At 36.0% G+C, this 16,171-nt stretch carries 12 protein-coding genes and 1 tRNA gene; 3 read left to right on the top strand and 10 right to left on the bottom strand.

What is annotated here, in order from left to right; translation table 11 throughout:
* Positions 1–162: 162 nt before the first annotated feature.
* From H3R29_RS00065 to H3R29_RS00030, 8 genes are all read right to left on the bottom strand, one after another.
* Complete coding sequence (locus tag H3R29_RS00065) at positions 163–1,188, bottom strand: alpha-L-fucosidase (protein WP_198202209.1); 1,026 nt, start codon at positions 1,186–1,188, stop codon at positions 163–165.
* A gap of 9 nt (positions 1,189–1,197) precedes the next feature.
* Positions 1,198–3,174, bottom strand: coding sequence for a beta-galactosidase trimerization domain-containing protein (locus tag H3R29_RS00060; protein WP_198202208.1), 1,977 nt, complete (start codon positions 3,172–3,174; stop codon positions 1,198–1,200).
* On the bottom strand, positions 3,167–4,378 hold the full coding sequence (locus H3R29_RS00055) for an MFS transporter (RefSeq protein WP_198202207.1): 1,212 nt from the start codon (positions 4,376–4,378) through the stop codon (positions 3,167–3,169). The genes H3R29_RS00060 and H3R29_RS00055 overlap by 8 nt, the downstream gene beginning before the upstream one ends.
* Positions 4,379–4,580: 202 nt before the next feature.
* Entirely contained in the window at positions 4,581–5,582 is a 1,002-nt protein-coding gene (locus H3R29_RS00050) for a LacI family DNA-binding transcriptional regulator (RefSeq protein ID WP_198202206.1), read from the bottom strand.
* Between the two features lie 318 nt (positions 5,583–5,900).
* The gene (aroD, locus tag H3R29_RS00045) at positions 5,901–6,659 is read right to left on the bottom strand and encodes a type I 3-dehydroquinate dehydratase (protein ID WP_198202205.1); all 759 of its coding nucleotides are present in this window, start codon (positions 6,657–6,659) and stop codon (positions 5,901–5,903) included.
* Positions 6,660–6,674: 15 nt separating this feature from the next.
* A complete protein-coding gene (locus H3R29_RS00040; protein ID WP_198202204.1) occupies positions 6,675–7,589 on the bottom strand; it encodes a shikimate dehydrogenase in 915 nt (304 codons plus the stop codon).
* A 40-nt stretch (positions 7,590–7,629) separates the two neighbouring features.
* Complete coding sequence (locus H3R29_RS00035) at positions 7,630–9,399, bottom strand: FAD-dependent oxidoreductase (RefSeq protein WP_198202203.1); 1,770 nt, start codon at positions 9,397–9,399, stop codon at positions 7,630–7,632.
* A gap of 21 nt (positions 9,400–9,420) precedes the next feature.
* Complete coding sequence (locus tag H3R29_RS00030) at positions 9,421–10,620, bottom strand: MFS transporter (protein ID WP_198202202.1); 1,200 nt, start codon at positions 10,618–10,620, stop codon at positions 9,421–9,423.
* A gap of 517 nt (positions 10,621–11,137) precedes the next feature.
* Between H3R29_RS00030 and H3R29_RS00025 the strand changes: the two genes are divergently transcribed.
* Positions 11,138–12,052 (top strand): LysR family transcriptional regulator, encoded by a 915-nt coding sequence (locus H3R29_RS00025; protein WP_198202201.1) that lies wholly within the window; start codon positions 11,138–11,140, stop codon positions 12,050–12,052.
* Positions 12,053–12,202: 150 nt separating this feature from the next.
* A complete protein-coding gene (locus H3R29_RS00020; RefSeq protein ID WP_232352176.1) occupies positions 12,203–13,042 on the top strand; it encodes a triphosphoribosyl-dephospho-CoA synthase in 840 nt (279 codons plus the stop codon).
* Positions 13,043–13,084: 42 nt separating this feature from the next.
* Here the strand turns inward: H3R29_RS00020 and H3R29_RS00015 are convergent, their stop codons facing one another.
* Positions 13,085–14,965, bottom strand: coding sequence for a flavocytochrome c (locus H3R29_RS00015; protein WP_198202347.1), 1,881 nt, complete (start codon positions 14,963–14,965; stop codon positions 13,085–13,087).
* 118 nt (positions 14,966–15,083) lie between these two features.
* Between H3R29_RS00015 and H3R29_RS00010 the strand changes: the two genes are divergently transcribed.
* Positions 15,084–16,010, top strand: a complete 927-nt coding sequence (locus H3R29_RS00010; protein ID WP_198202200.1) for a LysR family transcriptional regulator — start codon at positions 15,084–15,086, stop codon at positions 16,008–16,010.
* 76 nt (positions 16,011–16,086) lie between these two features.
* Here H3R29_RS00010 and H3R29_RS00005 read toward each other — a convergent pair.
* Positions 16,087–16,159, bottom strand: a tRNA-Asn gene (locus H3R29_RS00005).
* Positions 16,160–16,171: the final 12 nt, after the last annotated feature.

Genomic DNA, 16,171 nt, shown 5'->3' with positions numbered 1-16,171 from the left:
AGTTTTAGCACGAGAAGATTTCATTCCAAAAATCCAAAATTACTTTCATTAATTAAACGCATCCATTTAGGACGCACTCCTTTTATTGTATTAAATAGTTAAAAAATACGACCTCCGAAATTGACTTAATTTCGGAGGTCATATCATTGTTAAAACATTTTATTAATTTTCAACCAATTTTGCTGCAGCAGCAATATTTTCTTGGGCTGGTAAAGGAATTCTGCCTAAGCCATCAAGTCCAACATTTAAAAGATAATTGATTCCTAAACTATTTAAATGTTTGCGGTATTGGTAAATTGTTGCGGGAGATTTCCAATTTTGATCGCGGTACGAAAAGCCCCAAGAATCGTTAATTGTACCAGCCGTTTCATATAAGCCATAAGGAGACGGTTTAAATCCTTCAATTGAATTATAATCAACATTTTGCTCGTTTTCTTCTTTGTCACTTGGAATTTCATTGTCACCAAGTGAAACATAATCATATTTACCATTACCAAGACGGGAATTGATTAAACAGTTTGGCTGCAGTTTTTTCACCGTGTCGTAGACTTCCTGACTCTGAGCCTCAGTCAAAGTCATTGGTACATCAAACCAAGCTGTAGCTATCTCACCGTAATTACTCATTATTTCCTTAATCTGAGGTATGATTTTGTCATTAAAACACTGAGCAAAGTTCTTGTTTTTCTGTGGAAAATTCCAGCTGTTATCCCAAGTAGTACCAGCTGATTCGATATTATTTGAAAGGTAGCCGCCACCGTTAGGTTCATGCCAGTCTAAATCTTGTGAATAATAAAGACCAAATTTCAAACCTGCCTTTTGGCAAGCTTCTGCCAATTCTCCGATTACATCCCTGTGAAAAGGTGTCGCGTCATAAACATTGTATGGGTCAATTTGTGAATGATACATTGCAAAACCATCATGATGTTTAGTAGTAACTACCAGGTACTTCATACCACAATTTTTAGCAAATGCGACAATCTTATCAGCGTCAAAATAAATTGGATTAAAAGCTGTTGCAAGTTGGCGGTACTTAACAATAGGTATTTGCAATTTAGATTGAATCCATTCGGCATAATAACTTGAAGATTTTCCTTCATATTCACCAGCAAGAAGAGAATATAATCCCCAATGAATCATCATGCCATATTTAGCATTTTTGAACCATTCAATATTATTATTTTTATTCATATACTTCTCCTAACATTGTATTTTTACAATTTCATAGCCGTCAATTTTGGGAACAGTAAAGCTAATTTTGGTATCATCTTGGTGAAAAGCAATTTCTTGATTTTGCCTTATAAGTTCGACCTTTTTGACTTTTCTGTTTCCTACTAAAACTGTAAAGTTTTGATTTATCAACTGTGTCCGTTCATCAATAGTATATAAATTAACCGCATTTTTCTTTAGAGGATAGTCTAATAGGTGTAACAAAAACTTATTTTTATTTGATGAGTAATGTAACTGTGCTGACAGGCTTGGTTTATCTTCTGGCTTAACAACATACCGATCTGGAAGTAATATGTTCAAAGCATCAGAGATGATTTCCTTTACCCACCGAGGAGCATAGTCACGATAAATCTTGAAAACAGGATGTGAAAAGTAAATGCAGTTTCCTTTCAGAGTAGCTGCTGGTACACCTTTTTTGCCTGTGGAAGGAGCATGTTTATGGCCGTAATAATATTTACCTTCACGGTTAAAGTAGGGTTCACGTGTTTCCAAAATAACTTTTGAGCTAATTGGTTCAACAGCCATTCCCTGCTCATACATAACATGTTCTTCTTGAGGTAAATTACGTCCTATTTGTGAATTAGGATAAATATAATCGCGATCCCAGAAAGAGTATCCTTCCATTAAATTACCAGTCAAAGGGTTTTCGTTGTAAACTCCTTGATCCATTGACTGGTAGGACAACAACACCTTGCCACCGTTTTTGACATAATTTTGCAGTTTGGAAAAACTTTCTGGTGTAGCTTTAATTTTGTCTGGCAGAATCAGCAATTTATATTGAGAAAAATCTGCTTCTAAGTCTATGATATTAAATTGATATCCCAGTTCGTCGAGGACTCGGTTGGCTCCGATAAGGGATTCGTCTAAAGTCATACCGTTGTCCCATATGCTTTCCGGAGTAACTACAGCAATTTCTGCTAAAGGCTTTGTATTTTCAAGTTCTGGTTCTAGTTGTTCTACAGTCTTATACACATGGCCAATTAATTCATAGGTAGCAGGAGATAATTGACCACTAGGATGTAATTGGTCACCAATTGAACACCCTGCACCAAAAGACAGCATTTGAAAAACTTCATATTCCAAAGCTTCTTTATTTTTAAAGGATTGAAAATCACCCCACGATGTATGAAACTTTCCAGTCATACCGATAATGTCCTTACCCAAGGTCCTAGCATATCTATCCACTAGAGGAAAATTATCGTAGCCCCAGTTTCCACCAGGAAGACTCTCTATTTCAAGATGTGAGTAGTAACGCAGTGAAGTTTTAATATAAGGTCCAACATGAGAACCATTATAAAAAATAGTAGCATTCTTAACCCGTTTATGAATTAGACTGGTCATTTCACGTTTAAACTCTTTTAGCATTAAATGACAATACCGCACACGTTCACTTTCAATTGTGTGGTCGATACCTAGACGAGCCATTTCTTTTCTGCAATGTTTGCAATCGCATGGCACTAGGAAAAAAATATCAAAGAAGAAACCATCAATGTTCTCTGCTCCAATACTATCTATCACATCGTTAACATGGTCGAACAAATAATGACGATAATCGCTATTTAAACATAAAACATCATTAAAATTAGGTTTTTCAATACCTATATTAATTCTATTGCCTTCAGGATCCCGGCAGAGCCATTCTGGGTGATTTAGCATGCAATATTCATCCCATTGACAGGTAGAATAAATAGGAACTTTTATTCCTACCTCATGACAAGCTTTAATTTGTTCTGCAAGCAAGTTATGATTGACTAGTCCTGGATGAATCATTTCAGGATGATTTTCAGAATTATACCAGAGATACCCATGATGATCCCGAGCAAAACAGGTAATGGAGTTGACATGAGCTTTTTTTAAGGTTTGAGCAAACTCATGACTGTCAAATTTTTCACCAACTTTAACATACGGACTAGTGTGAAAATCCAAGTGAACAGTTCTTTTACGCATCTTTATTGTCTCCTTTAGCTTTATTTGATAACATCAAATTTACAATCAAAAATACCACACCAAAAATAATCCAAATAAGTGCTGAAATGATCAGACCCATTTCAGGGCTATAATTATGGAATAAAGCTCCTAAAAATTGGAAGATAAATGGAGCAAATGTTCCACCGATATTAATTCCAAAGATAACTATGGACGTACTCAACGTCATTGAACCTTTTGGCGAACTAAGGGCAAACAATTCAGTCATATGAGGATTCATAATGCCCCAGAAAAAGCCGGAAATCATAATGCAAGCACCAATTAAGTAGGAATTGCGCGAAAATAGTGTAGCTCCTAATGCAAGACCAGCAATGGTAGCACTAAACGCAGTAGTATTTTTCTGCCAGACATGATAAATGTATTTATAGAGCAATCCTGAAACAATAGCTGCAATTGGTAATAAGCTTAAGATAAAGCTTCCTGTACTACTATCACCAATATGATTATTAACAATGTAGCTTGGAATTTTAAGACTAATTCCCATATAACTAATTTGCATAATGCCAAACAAAATCGCATAGCCAATTATTTGCCAATTAGTTGTCTGCTTAATCTTTTGCTGATCGACATCTTCGCCCACAGTAACACTATAGTTATCAAAACGCTTAGGTATCCAAACCAGCGTCATTATGAACGGAATAACAGCTAGAGCAAATACCCAGTAAGCAGAATGCCAACCAATTTTTATTAAATAACCAGCTAAAAAGAGTAAAACGGTACTACCAATATTAATAAAAGAGTTTCTGTAACCTAAAAGCTCATTAGCTCTTTTTTCTTCATAAATATCAGTGATATATGAAACACTTAATGGAGTAAGAAGAGAGATCCCTACTCCTACCATTATTCTGGAAAATAAAATTAACCAATAATTACCGGTAAATACTGGAATAACACCACAAATTGCAGTGATACCTAATCCCAGCAATGCCAACAGTTTTTTGCCAGTAACTTTTTCAATAAACCCAGCAAGCAACGGAATAAAAATTCCAGAGAAGCTCGGAATAGTGACAATCAGCTCTACGGTAGAAGTTGGCATGTTAGCAAAATGTTTTTCCATTAAAGGAATAGTACCACTAATAGCTCCTGAAGTAGATAAAACCAGAGAAATACCCATAATCGCTATCATTAGTTTTTTACTCTGCTGAATAACACTTTTGTCATCCATAAAATTTCTCCTTACTTAAATAAGTAAAATTTTTAAAACTGGTTCATTTTTATAATAAAATATAATGTTCACTAAAGTAGAATAATATATATTACGAAAATGAACCCAAAATGTATCTAAGCAATAAAAAGCTTTTAATAATTGAACCGGTTCAATTACACAATAATAATATTACTTTTAGAAATTAATTGCAATCGCTTTCTTAGAAATTTTTATTTATAACAGAATCTCGCCAAACAATTTTGGCTTTGAAAAGCTTGGTTTGGTAGTTCAAGTCAGCCGGATTAGTAATTTTTTGTAAAATTATTTTCCCGATTTCTCGGCCAATTTTTACGACTGGTTGTGCTACAACAGTTAGCTGGGGCTTTATCACTGTAGAAATATCATAATCATCAAAGCCAATAAAAGAAATATCCGTAGGAATTCTGAGGTTCAACTCATTTATCGCTTGAATAGCTCCTATTGTCATATAATAATTTGTAGAATATAGTGCGGTTATTTTGTGGCTATTTTTAAGTAAATCTAAAGTAGCATCATAGCTTGAATCTTTAAATGAACTTCCACTCGCTATTAACTCGTGATCAAAAATACCATATTTTTTCATTGCAGCAACATAACCGCGCAATCTTTCAGAGCCAACATACCCTTGTTGTCCACCCGAAATAATGCCAATTTGTCTGTGACCTATTTCATAGAGAGATTCGACAGCTTCAACTGAAGCATGATAATTATCCAGCAGTACTGTATCGCACTCAAACCCAGATATAGGAGTATCAACAGCTACTACCGGGATTTTTTTCTTCCGGAATTCTTTTAATATGGGCACTGCTTGTTCAACATGAAAAAGAACGATGCCATCTACATTCCTTGAGTATAGAAATTTAAGTTTTTCGTTTAGCAATTTTATATTGTTTTTATAATCAGCAATTATTAATTCATAGTTATTTTTTTCCAATAGTTCTTCTAAAGAAGTGACTATGGATGCAGCAAAAATATCTGTTAAAGCATTTACCACAACACCTATTGCATGACTTTTCTTTGTTTTTAAGCCCTTTGCTAAATAATTTTGCTTGAAACCAAGTTTCTTAATAGCTGCAGCAATTTTATCCATATTTGTTTTTTTTAGAGTATATCCATTCAAATAGCGCGAAACAGTACCTAAAGACACACCTGCTTCTTTCGCAACATCACGAATTGTAGCCAACTGATGATCTCTCCTTACATTTATTTTAAAAGTTTAATGATTTACAATAAAATAGTATTCTTTTGCTCTAAACATTTTATCATTTAAAGTTTGAATATGCTTTCAAATTACTTCTCTTGATAATTGTACTCTTGTACTGTCTCACAAAAAATAGACATTATAATATTACTTAGTTACATATAAAATAAAATAAAAAATCTTATTATATAAACCGTCTTAGTTATTTCAATTTTTACTATTCAAAATAAAATTTGTACACAAAAAGCTAACTTTATCAGTATATAAAGTTAGCTTTTTAATACTATTATTATATTAATTTTAATCCACTGCCAAATACTTTTCCGCATTCCGCAAATCTGCAATCGACAGCTGACCTGGTGCAGAAGTTTTGCCAACAGCACCAAAGGACAAACTAGAACCGAAAACTTGACCGGCTACTCTAGTAACTTTACCAATATCGCCCATGGCCATAGTAATCAAGGGATTAGCAATTTCTGCATTCATTTCTGTCGTTGCTGCTAAAAGAGTTAAAACGTCAGTAGCACTATGAGGCATGCAGGCTAATTTAGGGACGTCTGCACCAAGTTGAGCCATTTTTCGTAAGCGAAATTCAATTACGTCTTTAGCAGGCACCTTTTCAAAGTCATGGTTACTCATAATTACTACGACATTGTAGTCATGAGCTAAGTTTACTAAAGACTTTACTCTTTTTTCCGTGTGAAAAAGTTCTATATCAACTGCATCACCCAGCCTATTAATAATGACATATTCTATTAAATTTAAATATTCGTCTTCAGCCAGACTGCAAACTCCACCTTCATTTTTAGTGCGAAAGGTGACCAAAATAGGCAGCTCGCCCACTTCCTGCCGCAATTTCTTGGCAGTAGTATTCAGCTTGGCAAAGTCATTAACTCCCGCAGTATAATAATCAATCCGCCATTCCATTAAATCAGGTTTGGCAGACTTAATCTTTTCAGCTGCAGTCAAAATTTCTTCTGTGCTTGTTCCGACATTAGGTACGGCAATTTTGGGCAGCCCTGCACCTAAAACAGTATTTCTAATCCTTACAGTAGCCATTAGTTAATCCCTCAACTAATCGTTGTCGTCTGAAAATATAATCTCACGAATATAATCAGTTGGCATCTCTTTGCCTGTCCACAGCTTAAATGATGCTGCACCTTGATCAATCATCATGCCGATACCATCATAGACATGCTTAACTCCGGCCTCTTGTGCCACTCTCATTAACTTAGTAGTTCTTGGAGAATAAACCGTGTCAAATACTACCATATCCTGATGGAACCATGATGGATCTGAAACTAATGTCTTATCTTCAAACGGCTTCATTCCGATGCTAGTTGCATCGCAGTAAATATCACTTTCTGCAATTGATTGTTTGAATGCTTCCTGATCAGATAATTCAGTCAGAGAAACCTTGCAGTCAGTGTTTTCACGAATAATTTTAACAGTCTTTTCAGCTTGAGGCCAATTTTTATCTCTAATGTTAAACATTCTAATTTCCTTAGCACCATCTAAAGCTGACTGAACCGCTATCGGTGTTGCAGCACCACCTGCACCAGTTAAGGTCATAATCTTACCTTTAATATCAAAGCCTTCATCTTTAAGTGATTGCACAAAACCGATACCATCAGTGGTGTAGCCTGTCAAAACGCCATGATCGTTCACAATAGTATTAACAGCATCACACATTTTAGCAGCAGGTGATAATTTATCGAGGTATTGAATAACCTCTTTTTTATTAGGCATCGAAACGTTGGAACCACGCATATCTAACGTGCGAATAGCGTCAACTGCGCCTTTTAATTTATCGTTGCCAACTTCAAAACAAAGATAGGTGTAATTCAAGCCCAGCTTAGCAAACGCATTATTGTGCATTGTTGGTGACATTGAATGCCGAATAGGATAAGCCATCAACCCAATTAAGTAGGTATGACCATCGAGCCAGCCAGTAATAGGACCATTAACACCAGTAATTTTATTAGTCATCATTTTTCTCCTTTATTAAATTTAAAATAATTATTCTATACTAATTTTTAGAAGCACCAGACACTGTATCAGTTGGATCAGGTGCAGTCTTTTCCAATTTTTGATAATTGGCATTATCAGCAGCCTCTGTTCCGGCCACAAAACCTGAAGCATAAGACCAAGAATTCATCATACTTGGCATTGAATCATGACCGTTAGCACCGCCAACAATCTCTCCGGCGGCATAGAAATTGTCTAACGCTTTTAAATCTTGGTCTAAAAGCTGCATACGCTGATTAGTTTCATAGCCACCAAGGGTAGTACAAAAGCGTAATTTCTGCTCAATCACAAAGTAGGTATCGCCTTCATATTTATGCATAAACTGACAAGGGCGACCAAACTCAGGATCATTACCTGAAGTTACATATTTTTCATAGTCAGTTAAAGTCTTCTTGAGGTTGTCATAATTAATGCCAGCTTTTTGGGCCACTGTCTTTAAGTCTCCGCTAACTAAAATCGGACTCTTTTTGCCATCAAGATCGAAGAAACCTTGCACTTCGTCTTTGCTAAAACCATATTTAAGCAGCAATTCATAAAATCTGTTCCAAGTTCTCTCATCCATTACTACAAAAGCAATTTTATCCTTTTGCTCAGCAATAGCATCCCTAAAGTGAGTGTATGGGGCAGATTCATTTACAATTCGCTTACCACTGGTATTGACAAAAATAGCACCCATGTCCGTCGCTTCTTTTGTTGAATAGGTGGTTAATTTGGCAATACCAGGCTCAACTTCTAAACCATGGGGGTAAACTTTATACCAGTCAAGATTGCGGGAAACTAAATTCATATTTTTAGCAAAAGCGAAATAATCACCAGTTGAAGTCATTGGACCATAATAAGGGATGTTGGTCTTGTGCTGCCGGTAATCACGCGCACCCCAGCCGCCAGCTGCCATGACCAGAGACTTAAAGTTAACAGTAACTGTTTCATGCTTGCCTTCAGCAACTAATGAGACGAGCTGGTCCTGTTCATTTTTATTCAGGTGTTCCACCCGAGTTTCCAGTAAAATTTTGCCACCCTTTTTGGTAAAAGCATTTGCCACTTTAGTTATCAATTCATAAGAACTTTCAGTTGGCATTTCAATTTGGCGGTCAACGGAATGCTCAATAGTTTGTGTTTCGGCCTTTTGATAGGTCAGATCTGCAAATTCAGTAATAAAATCAACTGCTTTACCAATGTTTTGCGCTAGTAAATCTGAAAGCAGGGGATAATTTGTCCCCCGGCATTCTCGGGCAATATCTTGAACCAAGAGCTGCGGAGAATCTTTTTTTGCTTCTTCACCAAATAAAGTAGCTGCTAATTTTGAACCAGTGCCAACTACGTTTGAGCCATTTAAAATTGTAGCTCCACCGAGATAGCCATTTTTTTCAAGTAAAAGAACTTTTTTACCCATTGACAACGCCCGACAGGCAGCCATTAGGCCCGCCATCCCCGAACCAATTACGGCTACATCCACATCATAGGTTACATCTTGATGTGCCTGATCGCTAGGCTGAGAAACAATATTTACACCATTTGCTTTTAAGGCCTTTTTACCAGAGTCAAGCATGGCTTGTGTCATAATCGAAGCACCGGAAATAGCATCAACAGCGAAACTCTGATTATTTAGAATATTCTTTTTTAATTTACCTACAACCTGGTTGAAGATACCCGGGGTTTCGGCAGTTTTGGTTACCTTAATATCTGTAATTTGATTGTCTTCGACTTTGATATCAAAGTCGATCTGACCATTTCTGCCTTCTGCTGTTGCTTTAATTGTTTTTTCTGACATAAATTCACCTTCTATTTTATATTAATTTTTAATATTGAAATTTTTACTACGACTAATCAGGACAACACATAGAACCACCGAAATGACCGTTATCACTGTAGTTATCCAAAATACCATCAATGTACTTGCAGCATTGGCCTTTAATACAAACGCAGCTATAAGTGGTGCTACAAAGTAAACCACGGCTGGAGCAAAACTGTAGTATGAAGTAATTTTTCCGTGACTTTGGGGAAAATAAGAAGTCAAAACGGAAAGTGCAACTTGCCAGACTCCCCCTGCAGTAAAGAAACCGACAGCTAAAGAACCTATTTCACCAGCTAGCAGGGACGGTTTTAAGACCATAAATAGTAGACCAAGAGCACTAATAGCTGAATATACCATAATTAAATTCAATCTTTTTACCCTAGTTACTAAAGCTGAGGTCACAAACACAGATATTAAGGAAGCAATCGAATACCATGATACAAGCTGATTGGCGTTAGCAGCGGACTCATTTAACACATACTGCCCATAGTAGGGAGCATAAAGAGAAAAAATATAGAATGTAAAACAAATTGTAAAACCTAAACCAATGATCATTAAGCCATCAACAGCTAACTTAGGCTGATTCTGCTCACTAATACCAGTTTCTTGGCTTTTTTCTTCTGCAGGAGCCTCTTTTGCCTCAGCTTGTGGGGCAAAAGCTGTTTTCATTGTAAATACAACATCCAGTAAAATAATAATGACTAATATTAACGCTGTAATCTTAGGGCTTTTAATTATTTTTACGCAAAATGGAAATAACATTTGCATGACTTGCATTGCGGCTTTAACAAACGAGTTCATTGTGGCTGTTTTATCTGGAAAAGCATCTGCAAGTGCAGGATAACCGGCTGTATCGCCAAATGAATTGGTTGCACCGAAAAACATTGCTGCTAACCCCGCTATCCAAATATTGTTTGCAAAAGCAGCACCAAGAAGAAATATTGCGTCACTAAGCAATGCAATTAACAAGGCCCTTTTACGACCAATCTTATCTGAAATAGCACCAGCAAATAAAATTGTAAAAATTCTACCCAAGCCCACCATTGCAATTACAAGTGAAACTTGGGTCGCACTGGCATTCCAAGAATGGGCCAATATTTCTCTGTATTGACTAATAAATAAGGTAGCTGCTCCCACAACTGCAAAATGGGTATAAACAGAAGCGGCAACGCCACTATAACTTTTACCTTTTCTCATAGCTTTACCTTTCAAAATTAAGACTGCTGATAATTCAGAAATAAATATATCCTATTAAAACGGATATGAATAATTATTTCTGATTACTGAATTATAAAAAATAACTATAGTTAAAAGTGCTACTACAACAATATTTTTCATTTTCATAATTTCAGATTATTAATTTTTAGGCTTATTTTGAATAGCAAGTTGTCTTTATACCACTAATTAATAGTTTACGCATATAAAAACTGAACCGTTACTTTAACTCAAAACTATTTTTTTGAATTATGTCAATTAATTCTTTTGCAGTAGTCAGATAAAGGAAACAAAAATGTAAAGTTTAGCCGTAAATAGTTGCCAATAATAAAAAAGACTCATTAGTTAAAAGCGTCAAAACATAGTAAAATTAACGATAACGTATGAATATTAATTTTAGCAATAATATTATAAATAAAACTTGTAAGGGCTTTACAAAAATGAGTATAGTGTTTTTTAATAGATGTATTAAATTTAAAAATACTTTTGAGGTAACATCATGAATCTAAATCAGCTTTATTATTTTCGTGAATTAGCAGACCAAAAACAATACACAAAAGCAGCAGACAATTTGTTTATCAGTCAACCTACCCTCTCGATATCGATTAAGCAACTGGAAAATGAGCTCCAATGCAAACTGTTTAACCATAATGGACGTTATGTGCAATTAACTGAATATGGGCGAATTTTTTATGATACTGTAACCAAAGCTTTAAATACTTTAGACCGTGGTAAAAAGCAGATTGAGCAGCGTATCAGTCAGGATCAGGGCAATATCCATATTGCCGGTATACCTACAGCAATTGGAACTATATTGCCCCACTTAACTAAGCAATATCAACAAGAAAGTAATATTTCCCCTCACTTCATCTACCACGATAATCCTTCATATCAAATTTGCGAAGGTATTAAAAATGGTTGGTATGATATTGGAATTTCCTCATTTGTACCTGAATTTAGTTATTTTACTTATATTCCCCTTTACACTGAAGAAATTATTGCTATCGTTTCAAAAGAAAACAACCTGGCTAAAATAACAGAAATTACGCCTGCAGAATTACAAGGCGAGTCAATTATTACCTACTCTAAAAAAATTCAGATTGGTAAAGACATAACTAATGCTTTATTGGCGACTGCATCTGATCTAAATATCACGAATAGACTACATGATGAATTAGCAATTGCAGGACAAGTACTGACCAATGACATTGTCGGCATCGTTGCCAAAACTATTTATCTGAGTGGTTTCGATATTCACATTATAAAACTGGATTTACCTAAAAATACCCGTCAGGTTTATTTAGTTTATGATTCCAGCCAAAATTTTTCACCAGGAACTGTTGATTTCATTGACTTTCTTAAAAGTCATAAACCAGATATTCAAAAAATTGTTGATAACATTCCTGTCAACTAAAATATAAAAAGTAAAGCAAACATCTTTCAGGAATTAATAAATGGTATGGCAGAGAGGTCTTGAAATAGGATATACTGATATTATGGCAAAGAGTTATAACATAAAAATTATTAGAATCGTTCAACAAGTTGTCAAAGAATTAATTAACTAATGAATCAAACCTATAATATGACTAATTCAATTACCCAAAACGCTTTACGCTCGCTTTTGTATGAAGTTGTTACTGAACCCAAACCTGGTCTGGTAGATCCTGGGAGCCCAGGCCCACATCCCGACATGGATATTTATACTTTTATTGACAGCTCTATCAGTTTAGAATCGTATTTTGCCACTGCTGTTAAAATTGGCCAGACTTTTCACTCAACTGACTTAACCCAAATGTTTCAGCAATTAAGGCAAAGAGGCATCACTGCTGAAAAAGAAATGTTTACTGCTACCCATGGTGCCAATACCCATAAAGGAGCAATTTTTGCATTAGGAATTTTTGTTTGTGCTGAAAGTTACAGTATGACGAACAAGACCGAACTGTTTCTTACTATTACCAAGATGTGTAAAGGGCTTGTACAGCGTGATTTAGTTCAAAATAATGAATTACAAACAGCTGGCGAACAAGAATTTGTTAAATATAAAATAGGCGGAGCCAGGGCACAGGCAGAGCAGGGCTATCCCATAGTTAGAGAAGTGGCATTGCCTTTTTTAAAAAGCAGTACTGGGACTGTTCAAACCAGGCTTCTTGACACATTAATGAAAATAGCTACAGTAGCGGTTGACAGTAACCTAATTAAACGGGCCGGAAATTATGATGTAGTTAAATGGCTCCACCAAGAAGCAACAAAATATTTAGATCTTGGTGGCTATGCTGCTGCAGTTGGGAAAAAGCAATTGCAAAAATTAAGTAAAGAGTGCTTAGTACATAATTACAGCTTAGGCGGTTGTGCAGATTTACTAATTGTCACCATTTTTGTTGCTTTTGAAAGAGGATATATATAAAAAGGAAGGCAAATCGCCTTCCTTTTTACTAGAATCAAAATATTATTTTTCAGATGCACCAGTTACGGCATCATTATGTGCAATTTCATCGCATGCAGTATCGGCAGCGATTCTACCAAAGGTAAAGATGTCAGCTAATGAATTACCGCCAAGGCGGTTACCAGCATGCAAGCCGCCAGCAACTTCTCCAGCAGCGTAGAGACCTGCAATAACCTGGCCCTCTTTATTTAATACTTGCGCTTTAGGATTAATCCTCAAGCCACCCATTGTATGGTGAATAGCTGGCTTACGAGGCGTTGCGTAAAATGGGGCAACTTCACATTTAAGGTTAAATGCACTTTTACCAAATTCCGGATCGTTACCAGCATCAACGTATGAATTATACTTTTTAATGGTATTGACCAAAGTAGCAGGATCCATACCGGCTTTTTCGGCTAGTTCTTCAAGAGTATCAGCCTTCAGCAGTGTACCGGCTTTTACCTGAGCCTCAAGTGATTCCTCAGTTGTGTTATAGGCAGTAGCCTTTATTTTTTCATCTGCTATTAAGTAGAACAAAGTACCATTAGCAATTGCCGCCTTAGCTAAAGTATCACGCTCTGCAAATTCGTTAACGAAACGTTCACCCTTTTGATTAACCATAATAAAGTTTTCAGGCGGAGTTTGGATACCGGTAAATAATTCACCAGTCTTAGGATCAGAAACTGGCATTAATTGAATAAAGCCCATACCAACTAAATCAGCACCTGCTTCTTGGCCTAGAGCTATCCCATCACCAGTAATTGCTGGTGAATTGGTAGTAGCAATGTCATCATCAATGTGCTTCCAGTAAGTGTTGTATTTTTGTACCATTTTAGTATTTGCACCAAAGCCGCCAGAAGTCAAAATTACTTTTTGGGCATGAACAGTAACCTTACTGCCATCGTTTTCTTGGGCTACAACACCTGTAACTTTACCGTCTTCAATAATTAAATGCTGTGCCCTAGTTTCAGTTAAAACCGTAGCGCCATGATCTTTTATCCAATCACCTAAAACGTGAATAAATGCATAGCCCATAGGTTCAACCGGCTTATGACCGCGGCGCCATAAAGCTCCAACCGGCATAGTGACATCAGAGCGGTCAAATTTTACTCCTAAATCAGTTAGCCATTTAACTGAATCAAGTACGTTATTGACAAGCTCGGTAACTAAAGCATAATTGCCATGAATTTCATTACCATTTAAGTCAATTCTTTTGCCACCTAAATAAGTCTGTATCTCATGTAATAATACCGAGTCAAAAAGATAATTTTCTCCTGAATCCACATAAGCCTTAATTTGCTTTTGCAATTCTTTAAAATCATCACGGTATTCTGGATCAATTTCAGCAATCGGCGTAGCAGCTAATTTTTCCAAGCTTTCTTTTTCACCTGGTAAAGCCTTGAACTTATTCTGCCATTCTGGCTCAGCAGCGTTTAAAGGACCACCAGCCCTAGTAGTATTACCACCGATTTGAGGGAATTTTTCCAATACTATTACTTTTTTACCGTTTTGAATTGTTCTGGCGGCTGCCGCAAGACCAGCCCCGCCGGCACCGATCACCACAACATCAGTTTGGTATTCAGCGTCTGAACTATTAGCGGTCTGAGGTTTTGGCCTGTTTAACCATTCTTGTGCGTCTCCACCGGCCTCATTAATTGCCTGAGCCACACCATCGACTACTCCATGGCTGGAAATAGTAGCTCCACTAACCGCATCAACATTTAAAGTTTGGCTAGCAATAATTTGCTTTGGCAAACGTTTAAAAACTTCATCGGCTACTCCTGCAGTTTCACCACTTGAATCTATACCAATTTCTTTGATTTTATCCTCAGAAAGGGTCACTTCCATAGGCATAAAACTGGAGCCATGACCTTTAGCCTTAACTTTGTAAGTACCAGGTTTCATCATTAATATACTTCCTTTCTTTAAATACTTATCAGTTAAATTTTACTAACTTTTTTTAGCAAAATGAAATAGTTTTAAAGTAAAAAGATTATAATAAAATTGTTATGGGAGGTAAAATATGAATGACCCTGAAACAGTTTTACATTTTATTGATGTCCTACTAAAAGAAAGTAATTTTACACGAGCAGCCAGCGAATTATATATTTCACAGCCTTATTTAACGCAACTAATTAAAAGAATAGAGCGGAAACTGGGAACTAAGATAATTGACCGCGAATCAATTCCATTCAAGTTAACAGAAGCCGGCATAATTTATTACAATTATTTAGAAACTAAAATTTCTAATAAACAAAAACTAACTGAGCAGCTAATACCGTACGTATCACCTGATCAAGAAGTAATTAGAATTGGTGTTTTAGAAAGCCTAGGTACATTTTTATTACCTGAATTGCTGCCTAATTTTATGTTTGAAAATCCTCATATAAAAATACAATTAGCAGAAAGCTTTCCCAAAGTGAGTGAAACACATCTTTTGCATGAACAAATAGATTGCTATCTCGGTCAAACACCTGAATCACTTAATCAAGGACTAGACTTCTATGTCAATGGTGGTGAAAACTATTTTGTTATTATTTCGCCAAGATCAAAATACTTTAAAAAAGGTCGGTTTATTCTCGAGCCGCAGGAATATGACATTAAAGATATTTTGCAAGAACCTTTTGTTGTCAGTTCAACTAATTCTGCTATACGTCACCAAGTCAACGGTGCATTTCAAAAATTTCATATCAAGCCTAATATTATATTAGAAAGCAGCAGTATTATCACTGCCACTAATTTGGCAATAAAAGGTGTAGGATTAACTATTTCCGCTGCCAGCATAATCAAAAGAATGGCACAAACACCCATTAATTTACTTCCCGTTGATCATAACTTGATCCAAATTAAATATTTCATTGCTGTCAAGCATGGGCAAGAACTAAAACCAGGATTAAAGAAACTAATTTCAGCTTTCCAAAAACTTAAAATTGAACCTAATATCAAATAGGACACAATAATTAATCCAGGGCATTTAAATTACTAAACACAAAAAAAGGACCTTTCCAGGTCCTCTTCTCTCTTTGCTCCGGCTGTCAGACTCGAACTGACGACATCTTGATTAACAGTCAAGCGCTCTACCAACTGAGCTAAGCCGGAATACTAAAAAGC

This window comes from Lactobacillus sp. M0393, from assembly GCF_016102025.1.
Taxonomy (GTDB): Bacteria; Bacillota; Bacilli; order Lactobacillales; family Lactobacillaceae; genus Lactobacillus; species Lactobacillus melliventris.
The sequence above is the reverse complement of the archived record's forward strand: the minus strand, read 5'-3'. Positions and strand labels throughout refer to the sequence as shown.